We start from the raw sequence: 18,333 nt of genomic DNA, 5'->3' as shown, positions 1-18,333 counted from the left end.
CCATGCCTCTCGACAGTCCTGAAAAGCAGTACCCGCCCCCGAGGGCCTGTCTGCGTTCGGGGCTGTCGTCACGAAAAAAGTGGAGCAGTTATGGGTGAAGCGAACAGTATCGAAGAGATGCTTGCAGTCATGGCGCGTCTTCGCGACCCCGAGACGGGGTGTCCGTGGGATCTGCAGCAGACGTTTTCCAGTATTGCGCCCTATACCATCGAGGAAGCCTTTGAGGTCGCTGATGCCATTGCAGCGGGAGACCATGAAGGGCTGCGTGATGAGTTGGGGGATTTGCTGTTGCAGGTGATCTTTCATGCGCGCATGGCGGAAGAGCAGGGGCTGTTCAATTTTGATGACGTGACGCGCGGGCTGATCGACAAGATGGTGCGTCGGCATCCGCATGTGTTTGGTGATCGGCAGGGGGCGAGTCTGGCCGAGATCAAGGATACGTGGGAGGCCACCAAGGCGTCGGAGCAGGCGCAGCGGGGAGCGCCGCGCGAAAGTCAGCTGGATGGCGTGCCTGCGGGGTTGCCGGCTTTGCAGCGGGCGGCCAAGGTGCAGAAAAAAGCGGCGCGGGTGGGGTTTGACTGGCCGCAGGCGGGGCCGGTGCTGGCGCAGGTGCGTGCGGAGCTGGACGAGCTGGAGGCGGCCATGGCGTCGGGGGATCAGGGGGCGGTCGCGGATGAATTGGGTGACGTGCTGTTCACGGTGGTCAATCTGTCGCGTCATGTGCATGTGGAGGCCGAGCAGGCGTTGCGTGGGGCGACGCACAAGTTCGAGCGTCGTTTCCGCATGATGGAGGCGCTGGCGGGGGAGCGTGACACGGGGTTGGCAACGCTGGATGCGGAGGCGCTGGAAGCGCTGTGGCGGGCGGCCAAGCAGAAGGAGGAATAAACGGGTAAACATTCTTGTGTATTGCGCTGTGCGGCGTCGCGCGCTAGTTTGAAAGTTCAAAAACAATAACGACAAACAGAATAATAACGAAGGAGCCACCATGCGCCCCGTCTCTCTCGCCCGCCGGGCAGGTATTCGCCTGTGCGCCCGGCTCTGCTGTGGTGTCCTGCTTTGTGTAACCCTCCCCGCTGCGGCGGCCACGTTCCATGTCAGCAATGAAGCCGAGCTGGTGGCCGCGCTGGAAAGCGTCAATGGCAGCCAGGGGCCGCACTTCATCGAATTTACCCAATCCATTGCGTTGTCCGGTCCGCTGCCGCCGGTGCTGAACAGCGTCACCATCAAGGGGCATGGCCACACGCTCAGCGGTCAGGGGGATGAGCGGCTGCTGTTGATCGGGGCCGGGCCGGATGCCGGTGGGCCGCGCATTCTGGTGAACCTGAATGACATCGTGCTGCGCGAGGGGCATGCCCAGGGGGGCGCTGGCCAGGATGGCGGCGGCGGTGGGATGGGGGCCGGGGGGGCGGTGTTCGTCAACAGCCGGGCAGATGTGGTGCTGAACAATGTCTCGCTGGCGGACAACGCGGCCAGCGGTGGGCAGGGCAGCGATGGCCTGGGTGGCGGCGGCGGTGGTCTTGGCGGTGATGGCGGTGCGGCGGGCGCTGATGGCGGTGGCGGCGGGGGTGGCCTGCAAGGCGATGGCGGCGCCGGGGAGATCGGTGGTGGCGGCGGCGGTGGTCTGGCGGCGGGCGGCGACGGGGGCGCGGCCAGTGGTGGTGGCGGCGGTGGTCTGGCCTCGGGCGGCCATGCCCGGCCGGGTGAAGAAGACGGTGCGGACGGTCATTGGGATCAGCCTTGGGCGAACGCTGAGGCGGGTGCGGGGCACGGCGGCGGCAGTGGCGGTCAGCAGGGCGGTGGCGGCGGTGCGGGTGACAGTGCCCTGCCCGGTGGGGGTGGCGGCGGTGGTTTTGACGGCCAGGACGGCAGCGCTGCGTCCGGCGGCGCGGGCGGCACTCTGGGCGGCGGTGGCGGCAGTGCGGACGGTGCCTCCGGTAGCGCGGGCTCCGGTGGGTTTGGCGGCGGCGGTGGCGGCGGTGCTGGCACGGCGGCGGGCGGTCAGGGCGGCACCGGGGGAGGTGGTGGCGGTGCCGTCGCCGGTGTGGGCGGTGACGGTGGTTTCGGGGGCGGCGGTGGCAGTGGCACCCAGGGGGGTGCCGGTGGCCTGGGCGGCGGTGGTGGTGCCGGGGGCACAGGCGGGGCGGGCGGTGTCGGTGGCGGCCAGGGCAGCAGCACGGGAGGCGGCGGTGGTGCCGGTCTGGGCGGTGCGATCTTTGTGGCGGAGGGAGGCGGGCTGACCGTGGCCGGGAGGTCGTCGCTGTCTGGCGGTGGCGTGCAGGGCGGCCTGGGCGGCACCGGGGCGGGCGAGGGCCAGGCGGCGGGCGAGGGCCTGTTCCTGCAGGGCTCCGGCAACCTGACGCTGCGCGGCCCGGGCAGCGGCCAGCAACTGGTGATCGCCGACAGCATTGCGGACAGTGTCGGCGCGGGGCTGGCGGGCGCCAATGATTATGATCGCTGGAACCTGATCGTCACCGGCACCAGCCTTGAGGGCGAGGTGCATCTGCGTGGCAACAATACTTACAGTGGCGACACCTATGTCACCGGCACCACGCTGGTGGTGCAACAGGATGCCAACCTCGGCGGCAGCAACGGCATTGTGGTGCTCGACGGTGGCGGCCTGGGCATGGGGAACGGATTCAACCTGACCCGCGACGTGATGATCAACAGCGGTGGCGGGCACTTTGCGGTGCAGGCGGGCGGCACGGCCACGGTGCAGGGCGATGTCACCGGCGAGGGCAGCGTGACGCTGGCGGGCGAGGGCAATCTGGTGCTGGCCACGGACACCGCCTTTGCGGGGAGCTGGATCTTGCGTGGCGGCAACCTGGTGCTGGACAGCGATGCCCGGCTGGGCAGCTCGTCGTTGATCATGGATGGCGGCGGCATCCTGTTCAGCGATGCCTTTGATGACTTGCGCACGGTGCTGATTGGTGAGGGCGGCGCCCGTTTCGATAATGGCGGCCACAGCATTACCTTGCCGAATGCGCTCGCCGGGATTGGCGATGTGCGTTATCGCGGCGACGGCGAGTTCATCGTGACCGGTCCGGCGCTGTACGCCGGGAATACGTACATTGAATCCGGCACCGTCACGGGCGCCGTCAGTGTGTCGGCGCTGGATGTGGCTGCGGATGCCAACTGGAATCTGGGCGGTGCCGATCGTGTGCTGACCGACCTGTCCGGGGAGGGCACCGTCAACCTGGAGGACCGGCAGTTGCGGTTGCTGTTGGCGGAGGCCCGGGACGGCGATGCGGGCCTTTTTGAGGGCACCCTGACCGGCGCGGGCCAACTGGTCCTGTCTGGCGGCCGTGAATTCCTGTTGCGCGGCCACAACAGCCACGGCAGCACGCGCGTCGAAAGCGGCCTTCTCAATGTGCAGGGCGATCACAACCTGGGCCTCGGTCCGCTCACGCTGGCCGGGGGTGGCCTGCGCTTTGCCGAGAGCACGGTCAGCGCCCATGAACTGGTGCTGGAAGGCAGCGGTACCCTCAACAGTTTCAACAGCACCACAGTGACCCTCACCGGTGCCATTTCCGGCAGCGGTGACTTGCGCATCAGTGGTGACGGCACCGTGATTCTGGATGCCGACAACACCTATGTCGGCAACACCATCGTAGAAGGCCAGCACAGTTTTCTGGCCCTGGCGCGGGAGCAGGCGCTTGGCCAGGGGCAGCTTGAACTGTCCGGGCTGGGCGGCCTGCGGTTGCTGACCGATACGGATGACCTGCTGCCGATCCTGCTTTCCAACGGCGGGGGCACCCTCGATACCGGTGTCTATCAGGTCATTTCCTCCGGCGCCATTACCGGCGCCACGGCCAGCGATGGCCTGCGTGTACTGGGCAGCGGCACCCTGATCCTGACCGGCGACAATGCCTATACCGGCCTCACCGATATTGCCGAAGGCGTCTTGCAGCTGGGGCAAGGCGGCACGTCGGGATCGCTGGCAGGCGATATCCTTATTGCTCAGGACGCCCGACTGGATGTGCATCGCGATGGGGTGCTGACACTGGATGGCCGTATCCACGGCGCTGGCAGCATCGTCATGGACGGCCCCGGCGTGCTGCAGTTTTCCGGCACGCACATGAATATGTTCACCGGCGGCCTGCGCGTGCAGCAGGGCTATGTGGGCTTCGATGCCGAGGCGCTGCTGGGGCTGGGTCCGGTGACACTGGATGGCGGCGGTCTGCTGTTCGGCAGCAACCTGCGTGCGGATCTGGAAATCGCCACCGGTGGCGGCGAACTGCGTGTGGATGGTCCCGACACCTTTGAGCTGCGCGGCGACACTTTCGGCACCGGCGACCTTCTGAAAAGCGGTGACGGCACCCTGGTGTTTACCGGCGTGGCCGAACACAGCGGCAGTACCCATGTGGCCGAGGGCGTGTTGCAAGTGGGCGAAGGGCTGCGCGGCATACTGGCCAGCGACGTGACCGTGGAGGCCGGCGCGGCGCTGGCCTTCGGCCGTGATGACCTGTCCGGTTACGCCCACACTATCAGTGGCGAAGGCGGTGTCATCATGCGCGGCGCCGGGGAACTGGTGATGCTCACCGATCAGCACTACACCGGCGGCACGCATGTGGAATCCGGCAGTGTGCGGGTGGGCCTGGGCGGCACCGAAGGCAGTCTGCTTGGCGATGCTGTGATCGATGCCGGTGCTCGCCTGCTGTTCGATCGCAGTGACGACTACCTGTTTGCCGGGGACATCAGCGGCGACGGCGCGCTGGCGACCACCAGCAGCGGCATTCTCATCCTCACCGGCGACGCCAGCCATACCGGCGGCACCCGGGTGGCCGGTGGTGGCCTGCAAATCGGCGACGGCGGCACCCAGGGCAGCCTCAGCGGCCCGGTGCAGCTGGATGCCGGTACGGGCCTGCTGCTGGATCGCAGCGACCTGTTGACCCTGGCGGGTGATATCAGCGGCGCGGGCGGGCTGTACCAGGTGGGGACGGGCACCACCGTGCTGACCGGCAACAATGCGTTCACCGGCGATGTGCGCGTGCTCGATGGCCGACTGGCGGCGGATGCCGACCACCGCCTGGGCAGTGGGGACCTGATTCTGGACGGCGGCGCCTTCGCCTGGGCGCAGGCCTTTGACGATTTGCGCGGCGTGCGCCTGACCAGCGTGGGCGGCGCGCTGGATACCAACGGCTTTGATGTGGTGTACAGCAACATCATCAGCGGCAGCGGCGACTTCACCAAGGCCGGCGACGGCGTGCTCAGCCTGACCGGCCTGATTGCCGCTGGCACCACCCACGTGACTGGCGGTGAATTGCGTATCGGTGACGGCGGCCACAGCGGCACCCTTCTGGGTAACGTGTTTGTCGACAGTGGTGCCACGCTGGGCTTCGAACGCGCCGACACCCTGGGCTTCAATGGTGCCCTCAGTGGCAGCGGCCGTATCGAGCAGCACGGCCCGGGCAGCCTGTATCTGACCGCCAACAGCAGCGCCTTCAATGGCATCACCGAAGTGCGCGCCGGGCGCCTGTATCTGGACGGCCGTCTGGGCGGCGATCTGGACGTGACCGGCGGCATGCTGCTGGGCGCCGGGATACTCGACGGCGACCTGCGTCTGGCCAGCGGCGGCACCCTGGCCAACCCGGCGTTCGGTGGCAACCTGACGGTGGGCGGGCATCTGGTGTTCGAACCCGGCAGCCTCTGGCAACTGGGTGTCCGCGCCGACGGCGGTGTGACCCCCTTGCAGGTGGCGGGCAGCGCGCAACTGGGCGGTGATCTGCTGGTGCTGGTGGGTGGGGGCGGCGGGGGCGACTATGCCGATGGCACCGTCTACCGCATTCTCAATGCCGCCAGCGTGTCCGGCGAATTCGACTCCGTGGCCTCGGATCTGGTGTTCCTGACCCCGACGCTGAACGTGGGCAGCAATTATGTCGACCTGATCCTGGGCCGCAACGATACCCAGTTCGTGCAGGTGTCCCTGACCCGCAACCAGCGCGCCGTCGCCGGGGCGCTGGATGAACTGGACCCGGCCAACCCCGTGGCGGCTTATGTTTCCGGCCTGAATGCGCAGGGGGCACGCCGCGCCTACGATCAGCTCAGTGGCGACAGCCTGACCGCCGGGTTGACCGGCGGCGCCCGCATGGGCCGCCTTTTCAGCGACCATCTGCAACAACGCACCAGCCGCCTCGGCAGCACCTCACGCGGGCGCGTTGAAGAGCGCCTGGATCATCATCTGGGTGCCCTGACCGGCAATGCTCCCGTGGTGGCCGACACCCTGGCCCCGCATCAGGCTGGCGGCCCGGTGCGCCCCCTGGAAGGCGCCTGGGTGCAGGCACGCGCCCTGCAACTCAAGGAAAAGCAGGATGACGCCACCGGCAACGCCGCCTTTACCCTGAACGGGCAACTGGTCTCCGCCGGGCTCGACGGCTACTGGAGTGAACAACTGATTGTCGGTGCCGGGGTCGGGCTGGGGCAGGGCGATCTGCGCTTCGACGACCGTGACGCGCAGGGGGATCTGGATACCTGGCAAGTGGGCGCTTACAGCCGCTGGAACAGCTTCGGTGACCTGCATGTCACCAGTGCCCTGAGTCACGGCCGCACCGACACCGCGCTGCGCCGCACCGTGCCCCCCGGCAATCAGGGCGCGCGCTCGAAAGCGGCCACCGATGTCACCACCCTGGCACTGGAAGCCGGCACCGGCCTGCACCTCGGCAACTATGGCCTGCGCCCGCATCTGGGCCTGCAATGGCAGCGCATCCAGCGCAACGCCTTTGACGAGAGCGAGGCCGGCGGCGCCGGACTGGAAGTAGAGACCGGGCGATTCAGCACCGGGGAGGCCAGTGCCGGGCTGGAGGTATCGCGCCCCTGGCTGCTCGGCGCCGACCGCTGGGCCCAGGTGCAGGCGGGCGCCAGCCTGATCAAGGCGTTTGGTGACACCCGCTTTACCCAGCAGGCGCGTTTCAGCGGCACCGAGGTGCCCTTTACGGTCAGCGGCGCCGACAACGATGCGTTGCAACTGGCCACCGCCCTCGGCGGTGAAGTCTATCTGGCCCGTGGCGTCTCCCTGTGGGGCGGCTATCAGGGGCGTTTTGGCGGCGCGGTGGACGAACACAGCGCCTTGCTCAGCCTGAATGTGCGGTGGTGACATGATGCGGTTCTGCATGCTTTTTATCCTGATGCTGCTCGCCGGTTGCCAGGCCACCCCGGTGGACAGCCGTATCCCCGGCTATCTGACCACCCCTGACGGCCAGCTGTTGTTCAACGAACACGGCGAGTGCTGGCGCACCGCCGCCTGGCGCCCGGCGTTTGCCGTGCCGCAATGCGACCCGGAAGTGGCCCGGCGCCAGCGGCTGCGCGCCGAACCGGAACCCGATGAGGCGCCGCTGGACCGCACCGCCATGGCCCGACCCGTGGAGGAGGAGTGGCCAGTGGAGGACGACGTGGTTCACCACGAGGCTGAGCCCGAACCGGAACCGGAGATGTCCGCAGAGCGGCCCTTCCGACTCGACGCGGATGCCTCGTTTCACTTCGGTCACCATCGCCTGAGTCTGGCCGGCGAACGCGCTGTGGACCAGCTGGCGGTGCGTATCCGCCTGCGTCGGGCCGGGAACCTGCATATCACTCTGACCGGCCACACCGACCGGATCGGCACCCGCGCGGCCAACCAGCAGCTGTCGGAACAGCGCGCCGCCGCCGTCAAGGCCCGCCTGGTGGAGCAGGGCCTGCCCGCCGAGGCCATCACCGTGCAAGGCCGGGGGCCGGACCAGCCCCTGACCGAAGACGGCGAATGCCCGCAGGACCTGGTGATCTGCGAACTGATCGCCTGCCTGGCCCCGGATCGGCGCGTGGATGTGGTGGTTACCGGTATCCAGACGCGATAGTTCCCCGTTCATGAAAAGTTCACACAAGAGCAACCTGACGGTCATCCCTCATTTCCATACTTCACGCCAGTCGCAGCATGTTGTTGCGTCACCAAAGTATGCAGAAGCCTTATTGAGGGAGAACCCGAATGAACAAGAAGCTGCTTGCCATTGCTGTGGGGGCTGCGGTTGCAATGCCGCTGGCCGCGGTTGCTGATGTCAGCATTTATGGCCGCGCGCACGTATCTCTGGATTATCTGGATGACGGCGACGATTACAGCGAACTGAACGTCTCCAGCAACTCCTCCCGTCTGGGCTTCAAGGGCGAGAAGGACTTCGGTGGTATTTCCGGTATTTTCCAGGTGGAAGGTGAGATTACCTATAACCAGGGCAACAGCAACCTGTCCGGCCGCGATACCTTCGTGGGGGTGAAGGGTGACTTCGGTATGTTCCGCGTGGGTCAGTTCGACTCGCCGTTCAAGCGCGCCCGTAACCCGGCCAACCTGTTTGGTGATCAGGTCGGTGACATGCGTAACCTGACGCGGGTGGGTGACGCGCGCTTTGATGAGCGTATGCCTAACACCATCCACTACCAGACCCCGAGCTTCGACGGCTTGCAACTCAACATCGCTTATTCTGTGCATGAAGGTACAAACAAGGGTGATGGTGAGAAGGACGAGGGTATGTCCGTGTCTGTCACCTACAAGAACGGCGCCCTGGATTCCGCTCTGGCTTATGAGCAGTATGGTGAAGACAATAGCCGCGACAAGCGTAACGCCGTTCGTCTGGCCCTGTCTTACCAGATCACGGATCCGCTGAAGCTGGTAGCGTTCTATCAGACGGTTGATCACGACGTGAACGATGATCTGGACGCTGACGTGTACGGCCTGGGTGCGGAGTTCAAGGTGTCACCGAAGAACTACGTGCGCGGCATGTGGTTGACCCGCGATGCTGACAACGATGACCTGAGCACCGACCTGGTGGCTCTGGGCTTCGAGCACCGTATTGACCGCGCTCTGCGTGTCTACGTTAACTACGCCGTAGCGATGAATGACGATGCCATCGCCCTGACTCCGTGGCAGCAAGGCCGCAGCACCGACGCATCGGGTGCGGCGGGCGAAGACGCCAGTGGCTTCTCCCTGGGTCTGCGTTACGACTTCTGAGGACAACCCTCATAAGAAGATGCAAGGCTGAGTAAAACGGTAACACCTTCAAGGCCCGCGAAAGCGGGCCTTTTTTTGTGCCGGGCTTGCCTCGATCCCGCATGGACCCCCTCTGCGCGCACCGATGCGGTGCGGACGCACCTGAACGGGGCTTCACATTGTCATCCCATCGTCATATATTCGTAGAGCCTCTGTTCGGGGGGCATGGATACCAATAACTCAAGACAAAAGGATTCGCACAATGAAAAAGACCTGTCTGGCGTTGGCTGTGGCCGCTGCCTGTTCCTTTCATGGGGTTGCCCAGGCCCAGGATTACCAGGTAGAAGCCGGTATTTTCTATATTGACTTGGACGGTGACGATCATGCCATTGGCGTTGACGGCACCTTCTACCTTGACCAGGTGCAAACAGCGGGTCGTCCGCTGGCTGAAGCGGCCTTTCTGGGCCGTAACAACAATATTTTTGCCAGCTACGTTACGGTCGATGAGCTGGATGTCGACGTTTTCGCTCTGGGTGGTGAATTCTGGATCAATGACTTTTATGTGGCCGCTGCCTATACCGATTTTGATGGAGACGCAGAGTACGCCGTGCGGCTGGGTTACATGCTGTCCGACAATCTCCTGCTCAGTGTCGGCTACGATGATGGCGAGGAAATCGAAGAAGAGACCATTTCCCTGAACGCCAAGTATGTGGCCAAGCTGGGCAACAACTTCGTGAACCTGGAAGCATCCATCAGTGATACGGACGGGGATACCGGCATCGCCGTGCTGGGCGACTACTTTTTCACCAATGAATTCAGTGCGGGTGTGCGCGTATCTGACAGTGGTGTGAGCGGAGAGAAGACCGCTTACGGTGTTGGAGCCCGTTACTTCTTTACGCCGACGATCAGCGGCGAACTGGAGTACGAGACTGAGGATAGTTTTGACACCATTGGTGTGCGGCTGTCTGCACGCTTCTGATGTACCAGCGGGCAGGCCTGACGGCTTGCCCGCACTTCCTCCTGCCTTGCATTCCTGCTCAAACACTCCTCGCTTTTTAATTCGCATGATCTTCACGGCATGTCATGTCCGGATCGAATTGTAAAATACTGTTAATTAAAACCTTGCGACTGCGTTTTCACGCTCGTTTGATGCGCGCGCATGAGCCGATGGTTGGTCACAAGACCTATACCAAAAGGTCTTTTCACTGAAATCCTTCTGTCATATAGTCGGGTGAGTCGGTATGCAGGTACCGGCCATTAATATTAATGAGGACCAACGCTTTATCAGGGAGATCTCCAATGAAAAAGAAGTTGCTTGCACTTGCCGTGGGCGCAGTGATTGCCGCTCCGGTTTCCGCACTGGCCAATGCTGAACTGTACGGCCGTATCAATCTTGCAATTGATCACTTTGACGGCAAGGAAGCTGGCGTCCCTGCAGGGATTGGCTTCGATGAGGAAGCTGGCACCTATCAACTCAACTCCAACAAGTCGTTCTTTGGTATTCGTGGTGGCGCGGACCTGACAGCTGGGCTGCGCGGCTTCTATCAGCTCGAGTTCGGTGTGAATGTTGATGAAGGTGTGACCGGCGATGATCTGCTCTTCACCCGTAACAGCTTCCTGGGTGTGGAAAGCGGTTTCGGTTCTGTACAGGCCGGCCGGTTTGATACCCCGCTGCGCGCCATGGGTGCTGGTGTAGACCAGTTCCGCGACATTCGTTATGCAGATTTCGCCAACATCGTTGCCGGTGAATGGCGTGCAGACAATGTCATCCAGTACACCACGCCGAAGATCGCCGACATGCTGACGGTTGCTGTGGCGACGGTCGCAGCTGAAAATCAGGACGATGCTACCGGCAGCGGCAACCCGAACAACAAGCTGTTCGATACCTTGTCCATCTCGGCAATGCTGGACCTGGGTGATTTCTACGCCGGTCTGGGCTACGACAAGAACAACTACGGTATTCAGGGTGGCAACGGTCTTTACCTGAGCGACGCCTATGCGGATACCGGCCTTGGTATTTCCAGCCTGGATCTGGGTGTCAGCAACGATATCTACCGTGTGGTTGCCGGCATTAATATGGACGCACTGGAAATCGGCGTATTGCTTCAGCAAGCTGAAGACGTCAATGACTCTGACAACAAGAACCGTTCCTACCTGCTGAGCGCTGGCTTCGAGCTGACTGACATGGTCAAGCTGAAGGCACAGTATGGTGAGACGGACTTCCGCGCTACCGACATCAAGGCACGCCAGGCTACTATCGGCGCTGACTATATGCTCGGCCAGCAAACCAAAACCTACATCTACACCACCCGTCAGGAAGTTGACGGTGACCGCCACTTCGCCGTGGTCGGTATCGGTGCAGAACACCGGTTCTGACGGTGTGAACAGAAGGGGCCTTTTCAGGCCCCTTTTTTTTATCTAACAAAAAGTGGGGATCAATATGTTCAAAAAGACCGTTCTGGCGGCCTCCGTCGCCATGCTTGCTCTTGTGCCCGCAGTGCACGCTATGGATTATCAGGGGGAATTCGGGGTTGTGCTTGGCTACCTGGATTCAGATGATCCGGATCTGGGAACCGATGTGCTATACGGGGCTGACTTCCGTTATCACTTCGATATGGTTCCAACGGCAAATGTGCCGTTGGCTGAAGCCTCCTTTCTGAACCGCGTCAGCAGCTTCGGCGTGAGCTATGTGTCACTGGATGACGCCAGCCTCAGCATCCTTGATGCGGATGTACAGATTTATCATAACGATCTTTTCTTCTCGGCTCAGGTGCAGCGTCTTTCAAATGGCTCTTCACTGACGGATTATGGCGCCACTATCGGTTTTTTCCCGGCAGAAAGCCTGCTTCTTTTCGCCGGATATGGTCGCGGTGACGGTGGCGTAGACAGCGATTTCGACATCTTGTCGGTGGGCGCCAAGTACGTCACGGCGCTTGAGGGAGAGACTGCTCTCAACCTGTTAGCTTTCTACCAGACCCGGGATGATGCTGTGGATTCTTCCTCTCTGACGTTGGCAGCGGATTATTATCTGAATCACCGTGTCAGTCTCGGTGCGCGCTATTTTCACCTGGATGACGATGATGTCAGCGATTCAGGGTTCGGACTGGGAACGCGTTACTTCTTCACGCCGCTGGTGAGTGGCGGGCTCGAGTACGAGAAGTTCGACGATTTCGAGTCAATTGCAGCGGAGCTGAAGGTTCGCTTCTGAGCGGGCCATGAAAAAGGGGCGCTGAAGCGCCCCTTTTCTTTTTTTGCCCGGCAAGACCAGCTCAGCCCTCAAACCGTCGCAACACCAGCGACGCATTCGTACCGCCGAAACCAAAGCTGTTGGACAGCACCTGATTGAGCGCACGTTCTTCGGTCTGGCGCTGGATAGGCATGCCGTCGGCCGCCTCGTCCAGGGTTTCGATGTTGGCGGAGCCGGCGATAAAACCGTCCTGCATCATCAGCAGGCAGTAAATGGCCTCGTGGACCCCGGCGGCGCCCAGCGAGTGACCGGACAGGCTCTTGGTGGAACTGATCGGCGGGATCTGATCGCCAAACACGTTGCGGATGGCTTTCAGTTCGGCGACGTCACCCACCGGTGTGCTGGTGCCGTGGGCGTTGATGTAGTCGATGGGGCCTTCCAGGCCCTCAATGGCCTGTTGCATGCAGCGGGTGGCGCCTTCGCCGCTGGGGGCGACCATGTCGGCGCCATCCGAGGTGGCGCCAAAGCCGACCAGTTCGGCGTAGATTTTCGCGCCGCGTGCCTGGGCATGTTCCAGCGCTTCTACCACCACCATCCCGCCACCGCCTGCGATCACGAAGCCATCGCGCGAGGCGTCATAGGCGCGGGAAGCTTTTGCCGGGTCATCGTTGTACTTGGTGGAGAGGGCGCCCATGCCGTCGAACATGGCGCTCATGGTCCAGTGCTCTTCCTCGCCGCCGCCGGCGAAGATGACATCCTGCTTGCCCAGCTGGATCTGCTCCATCGCTGCACCAATGCAGTGCGCGCTGGTGGCGCAGGCGGAGGCAATCGAGTAGTTCAGGCCCTTGATGCCGAAGGGCGTGGCCAGGCAGGCGGACACGGTGCTGGCCATGGTCCGGGTGACCATGTAAGGCCCCATGCGTTTGACGCCGCGCTCGCGGGCGATGTCGATGGCTTCCACCTGGTTGGCAGCCGAGGCGCCGCCGGAACCGGCGATCAGGCCGATACGCGGGCCGGAGATCTGTTCGCGGGTCAGGCCGGCGTCGTCCATGGCGTTTTGCATGGCAACGTAGGCGTAGGCGGCGGCATCGCCCATGAAGCGGCGCGTCTTGCGGTCGATCAGGCTGTCCAGATCAACGTCGGGGTAGCCCGCAACCTGACTGCGCAAACCGCGTTCGGCGTATTCGGGTTTGCTGCGAATGCCCGAGCGGCCCTTGCGCAACGCATCAGTGACGGTGGCGGCATCATTGCCAAGACAGGATACGATGCCCAGGCCGGTGATCACGACTCTTCTCATTGCCAGAATTCCTCAGAAACCGTCGGTGGAAGTAAACAGACCTACGCGCAATTCTTTCGCAGCGTATATCTCGCGGCCGTCAACGTACACGGTGCCATCTGCCAGACCCAGAATCAGCTTGCGAGCGATCACCCGACGAATATCAAGCTGATAGGTCACCCGTTTGGCGGTGGGCAGGACCTGGCCGGAGAATTTCACTTCACCCACACCCAGGGCGCGGCCGCGGCCCGGGTGGCCGAGCCAGCCCAGGTGAAAGCCGACCAGTTGCCAGAGCGCATCCAGGCCCAGGCAGCCGGGCATCACGGGGTCGCTTTCAAAATGACACTGGAAGAACCACATGCTCGGGTCGATATCCAGTTCGGCACGGATCTCGCCCTTGCCGTAGGCGCCGCCGGCGTCGCTGATATGGGTGATACGGTCCATCATCAGCATGTTGGGTAGGGGCAGGCGGGCGTTGCCCGGCCCGAAGAGTTCGCCCCGTGCGCAGGCCAGCAGGGCCTCGCGGTCGTAGCTATGTTGTCGTGATGCCATCTGTTTATGGGTCTCCTTGCCGCTGTCATGATGCGGGCGCCGGTATCATAGCAAAGGCGTCGTGACAGGGGCGCGTCACAGGGCAGCAGAATTATGTCAGGGTGTTTCCGTTATTGACGTGGAACAGGGAAAGGCGCTGAAAAGTGCTGCTAAAGTGCCGCAAAGGATTGAAATAGCGTGTTTTTTGCACCAAGCTATGCAGCCCCGAAGGCAATGGATCTGTGCGCTGGTACACCGCTGGTGTGATCCGTTGCGCCCCATGACCTGACCCCATTCCCATGCCCTGCGGCCCTGGCGGCCTGTGTGGCGAACATGACCGGGCCCTCTGACCCCGAAGGAGCAAGCGTGACAGCGGAACTGGGACACTTTGCAGTCTGGATGGCATTGGCGCTTGCCCTGTTGCAGGCGGTTCTTCCCCTGTGGGGCGCCTGGCGCGGTAACCGGGCCTTGATCGCCACGGGCCGACCGCTGGCGCTGATGCAGTTCATGCTGCTGTCCGGTGCCCTGTTTGCCCTGGGTTATGCCTTTTATTTCAATGACTTCACCATCAGCTACGTGGCCGGGCACTCCAACTCGGCGATGCCCTGGGGATACCGGATTTCTGCGATCTGGGGGGGGCATGAGGGCTCCTTGCTGCTCTGGGTATGGATGCTGGCAGGCTGGGGCGCGGCGGTGTCCTTTTTCAGCCGCTCGGTGCCCAGCGACATGGTGGTGCGGGTGCTGGCGGTCATGGCCATGGTCAGCATCGGCTTCCTGTCGTTCATGCTGTTCACCTCGAATCCGTTTGATCGCACCTTGCCCTGGTTCCCCATTGACGGCGGTGACCTGAATCCCCTGTTGCAGGACCCGGGCCTGATCGTGCACCCGCCCATGCTGTACATGGGCTATGTCGGCTTCTCGGTGGCCTTTTCCTTTGCCGTGGCAGGGCTGCTGGCAGGCCGCCTGGACCCGGCCTGGGCGCGCTGGGCGCGGCCCTGGAGCACCGTGGCCTGGGCGTTTTTGACCGTAGGGATTGCCCTGGGCTCCTGGTGGGCCTACTACGAACTGGGCTGGGGCGGCTGGTGGTTCTGGGACCCGGTGGAAAACGCCTCACTGATGCCCTGGCTGGCGGGCACCGCCCTGATCCATTCCCTGGCGGTGGCGGAAAAGCGCAACATGTTCCGCGCCTGGACCGTGCTGCTGGCGATCCTGACCTTCTCGCTGAGCTTGCTGGGCACCTTCCTGGTGCGCTCGGGCATCCTGACGTCGGTGCATGCCTTCGCCAATGATCCGGAGCGAGGGCGCTTCATTCTTATCTTCATGGCGCTGGTCGCAGGCGGCTCACTGGCCCTCTTCGCGCTGCGTGCGCCATCGCTGCGCAGCACGTCGGGGTTCCGCATGTTGTCGCGGGAAACGTTCCTGCTGGGCAATAACCTGTTGCTGCTCACCGCCACCTTTGTGGTGCTGCTGGGCACGCTGTTCCCGCTGATTGGCGATGCCATGGATTTGCGCATCTCCATCAGTGCGCCCTATTTCAACAAGTTCTTTGTGCCGCTGACGCTGGTGCTGATGGCGCTGCTGGTGCCGGGCATGCTCAGCAACTGGAAATCCCAGCAACCTGATCCGCTCAAGCGCCGCCTCTATGTGCTGGTGCCTTCGGCGGTGGTGGGCGGTCTGATTGTGAGTCGGTTGCCGGGCCCCACCGGCTGGCTGGGTACGCTTGGCTTTATTGCGGTGGTGTTCGTGGTGCTGGCGCATGTCGAGGACGTGCTGCGCAAGTCGCTGGCGTTCCGGGTGGGACTGGTGCGTGGTTTCGGGCGGCTGTCCCGCGGCTACAAAGGCATGGTGTTGGCGCACTGTGGCCTGGCGTTGCTGGTGGCGGGGATTGTCATGGTGACGCACCACGAAATCGAGCGTGATGTGCGCATGGTGCCGGGCGATACGGTCAACGTGGGCGGTTATGATTTCCACTTTGCCGATATCGGTAATCGTGCCGGGCCCAACTTCGATGCCATTCGCGGCGTTTTCGAGGTGACCCGTAACGGGCGTCGCGTGACCACCATGTATCCGGAAAAACGCACCTATCGGGTGGGCGGCCAGGTGATGACGCAGGTGGCGCTGCGCCCTGGAGTCATCAATGACCTGTATGTGGCATTGGGTGAGCCGCTGGATGCCCCCGGCGCCTGGGCGGTGCGCGTCTACTTCAAGCCCGGCGTGCGCTGGATCTGGGCCGGTGCCCTGCTCATGGGGCTGGGCGGTCTGCTGGCGGTGGCCGACAAGCGTTACCGCAAGCCGATGCAGCAGGAGACAACGGCATGAAGTATCTGTGGGGTTTGATACCGCTCGCGTTGTTCGCGGCGTTGGCCCTGTTGCTCAACGCCAATCTGGGCCGTGATACCGAGTCCATGCCTTCTGCGCTGGTGGGGCGCTCTGTGCCCGCCTTTGATCTGCCGGCGCTGGCGTCGAACCGCGACAGCTATGACCAGGAAATTTTCAAGGGCCGCTGGTCGCTGCTGAACATCTGGGCCACCTGGTGTCCGACCTGTTATGTGGAGCATCCGTATTTTATCGAGCTGGCCCGTTCCGGGGTGGCCATTGTCGGCGTCAACTACAAGGATGATGACGACAAGGCGCGTCGTTATCTGGCGGAGCTGGGTAACCCCTACACCGAAGTGGTGGTCGACAAGCAGGGCAATCTGGCCCTGGATCTGGGCGTGTACGGCGCGCCGGAAACCTTCCTGGTGAGCCCGGAAGGCAAGATTCTGCTGCGTCATGCCGGTGAGGTGAATGCCCATGTGTGGGAAGAAAAGTTCGTGCCGCTGATGGCCCGGTATGAGGCCTATCACGGTGGCGGGGAGGATACGCCATGAGAGTCATGATCAGCCGCAGCCTGGCAAGCCTGCTTTGCGCACTGCCATTGCTGGTACTGGCCGCCATTGATGTCTACGAATTTGACTCGCCGGAGCAGGAGGCGCGCTTTCGCAGCCTGACTCAGGAATTGCGCTGCCCGAAATGCCAGAACCAGAGCATTGCCGATTCTGATGCCGATATTTCCGGGGACATGCGCGCACGTACCGCGCAGATGATCCGCGACGGCCACAGTGATCGCGAAGTGGTGGATTTTTTCCGCGAGCGGTACGGCGATTTCGTCAGCTATCGTCCGCCGCTGGCGGCCAATACGGCGGTGCTGTGGCTGGGGCCGGGCATCGTGCTGCTGTTTGGCGGCTTGCTGATATTTCGCCTGATGCGTCGGGCGGCCAGAGCGGCCGATCAGGATGACGACGACCTTCCGCCACCGGAGACCCACTGATGATGCTGTTTCTGTTATGCGGTGCCGTTGCGGCCCTGACCCTGTTATGGCTGCTGTGGCTGTGGGCTCGCGAGGCACGCCGGGAGGGTCAACCCCTGAGCGCGCCGATGCTGCTGGCCGGGGTGCTGGCGCCGGCATTCGGGGTGTTGGTGTATCTGGGCTGGGGGTATCACACCGAGACCCGCGAGTGGCTGGAAGATTACGCGGCCCTGCGGCCGGTGGCGGAGCAGCTGGTGGCCGGTCAGCCCCCGCAGGCTTTGCCACAGGACATCCCGCCTGCCGCGCTGGTACGGGTGCTGCAGCGCCAGCTGGTGATGACGCCGTCCCGCGAGGGCTGGTACGCGCTGGGGCTGCTGTACAGCCAGTTGGGCGCGCCGAACATGGCGGTGACCGCGGCGCGCAAGGCGCTGGAGACGGCCCCGGAAAGCGTGTCGGCGCGCATGTTGCTGGCCCAGAGCCTGGTGGAAGAGGGCGAGGGGCGCATGAACAGCGAGGCCGAGGCCCTGCTGCGGGGGGTGGTCGCTGAACAGCCTGCCCACGATGGTGCCTGGATGCTGCTGGGCATGGGCGCCAGCCAGAACCGTGATTATGCCCTGGCTGAAGAAGCCTGGACCGAGCTGTTGAGCCGTCACGATGAGGGTGAAGCGGCGCCGGTGCTGCGCCGCAGCCTGGCGTTTGCTCGCCACCAGTTGGCCAATGCACCGCGCTTTGCCGATGTCGCTGTGCGGGTCGAGGTCGAGGGTGACGTGCCGCCCGGTGGCTCCCTGTTCGTGTTCTTGCGCGACCCGGACAACCCCGGGCAGCCACTGGCGGCCCGGCGTGTTCTGGCGGAGCGCTTCCCGGTGCGGGTAACGCTGCGCGGCCAGGACTGGCTGCAGCCCTATCCGGATGCGGACCAGGCGCTGGTGGCCGGGGCCCGTTACAGTCCGCGCACTGCCGCGGGTGTGGACCAGAGCGAGTTCGAGGCCGAGCGGGTGCCGTTCGGCGGCGAGGAAACCCGCGTCATCCTGCGCTGATGCGGCCCGGCGTTCGACCATTCTACGAGGCGGCGGCGCTTGTCCGCTGCCGGTCTTGCGGGTAAA

13 protein-coding genes are annotated in these 18,333 nt (G+C 63.5%); 11 read left to right on the top strand and 2 right to left on the bottom strand.

Features of this window, described 5'->3' with window-relative positions; all coding sequences use genetic code 11:
• Positions 1-90: 90 nt before the first annotated feature.
• From mazG to DKW65_RS09940, 7 genes are all read left to right on the top strand, one after another.
• The gene (mazG, locus tag DKW65_RS09970) at positions 91-885 is read left to right on the top strand and encodes a nucleoside triphosphate pyrophosphohydrolase (RefSeq protein WP_111657096.1); all 795 of its coding nucleotides are present in this window, start codon (positions 91-93) and stop codon (positions 883-885) included.
• Between the two features lie 100 nt (positions 886-985).
• Positions 986-7,090 (top strand): autotransporter-associated beta strand repeat-containing protein, encoded by a 6,105-nt coding sequence (locus DKW65_RS15895; protein ID WP_111657095.1) that lies wholly within the window; start codon positions 986-988, stop codon positions 7,088-7,090.
• A 1-nt stretch (position 7,091) separates the two neighbouring features.
• On the top strand, positions 7,092-7,826 hold the full coding sequence (locus DKW65_RS09960) for an OmpA family protein (RefSeq protein WP_162925799.1): 735 nt from the start codon (positions 7,092-7,094) through the stop codon (positions 7,824-7,826).
• A 128-nt stretch (positions 7,827-7,954) separates the two neighbouring features.
• Positions 7,955-8,968 (top strand): porin, encoded by a 1,014-nt coding sequence (locus DKW65_RS09955; protein ID WP_111657093.1) that lies wholly within the window; start codon positions 7,955-7,957, stop codon positions 8,966-8,968.
• A gap of 241 nt (positions 8,969-9,209) precedes the next feature.
• Positions 9,210-9,926, top strand: a complete 717-nt coding sequence (locus DKW65_RS09950; protein WP_111657092.1) for a putative porin — start codon at positions 9,210-9,212, stop codon at positions 9,924-9,926.
• Positions 9,927-10,246: 320 nt separating this feature from the next.
• Entirely contained in the window at positions 10,247-11,323 is a 1,077-nt protein-coding gene (locus tag DKW65_RS09945) for a porin (RefSeq protein WP_162925798.1), read from the top strand.
• 64 nt (positions 11,324-11,387) lie between these two features.
• Entirely contained in the window at positions 11,388-12,155 is a 768-nt protein-coding gene (locus tag DKW65_RS09940) for a putative porin (protein ID WP_162925797.1), read from the top strand.
• Positions 12,156-12,216: 61 nt separating this feature from the next.
• Here DKW65_RS09940 and fabB read toward each other — a convergent pair whose 3' ends face one another.
• Together fabB and fabA are read right to left on the bottom strand one after the other, a co-directional pair.
• The gene (gene fabB, locus DKW65_RS09935; protein ID WP_111657089.1) at positions 12,217-13,431 is read right to left on the bottom strand and encodes a beta-ketoacyl-ACP synthase I; all 1,215 of its coding nucleotides are present in this window, start codon (positions 13,429-13,431) and stop codon (positions 12,217-12,219) included.
• A 12-nt stretch (positions 13,432-13,443) separates the two neighbouring features.
• On the bottom strand, positions 13,444-13,962 hold the full coding sequence (gene fabA / locus DKW65_RS09930) for a 3-hydroxyacyl-[acyl-carrier-protein] dehydratase FabA (protein WP_111657088.1): 519 nt from the start codon (positions 13,960-13,962) through the stop codon (positions 13,444-13,446).
• Between the two features lie 345 nt (positions 13,963-14,307).
• On the opposite strand from fabA, the gene DKW65_RS09925 reads away from it, so the two are divergent.
• From DKW65_RS09925 to DKW65_RS09910, 4 genes are read left to right on the top strand one after another with little or no spacing between them, the layout of a single operon-like run.
• Positions 14,308-16,260 (top strand): heme lyase CcmF/NrfE family subunit, encoded by a 1,953-nt coding sequence (locus tag DKW65_RS09925; RefSeq protein WP_111657087.1) that lies wholly within the window; start codon positions 14,308-14,310, stop codon positions 16,258-16,260.
• On the top strand, positions 16,257-16,811 hold the full coding sequence (locus DKW65_RS09920; RefSeq protein ID WP_111657086.1) for a DsbE family thiol:disulfide interchange protein: 555 nt from the start codon (positions 16,257-16,259) through the stop codon (positions 16,809-16,811). The genes DKW65_RS09925 and DKW65_RS09920 overlap by 4 nt, the downstream gene beginning before the upstream one ends.
• Complete coding sequence (locus DKW65_RS09915) at positions 16,808-17,251, top strand: cytochrome c-type biogenesis protein (RefSeq protein ID WP_245932463.1); 444 nt, start codon at positions 16,808-16,810, stop codon at positions 17,249-17,251. Before DKW65_RS09920 ends, DKW65_RS09915 begins: the two co-directional genes overlap by 4 nt.
• Positions 17,251-18,267 carry a tetratricopeptide repeat protein gene (locus DKW65_RS09910; RefSeq protein ID WP_111657084.1) on the top strand — a complete coding sequence of 339 codons (1,017 nt, stop codon included), beginning with the start codon at positions 17,251-17,253 and terminating at the stop codon, positions 18,265-18,267. The genes DKW65_RS09915 and DKW65_RS09910 overlap by 1 nt, the downstream gene beginning before the upstream one ends.
• Positions 18,268-18,333 lie beyond the last annotated feature (66 nt).

This window comes from Isoalcanivorax indicus, from assembly GCF_003259185.1.
GTDB lineage: Bacteria > Pseudomonadota > Gammaproteobacteria > Pseudomonadales > Alcanivoracaceae > Isoalcanivorax > Isoalcanivorax indicus.
This window is presented reverse-complemented; position numbering and strand designations above follow the sequence as displayed.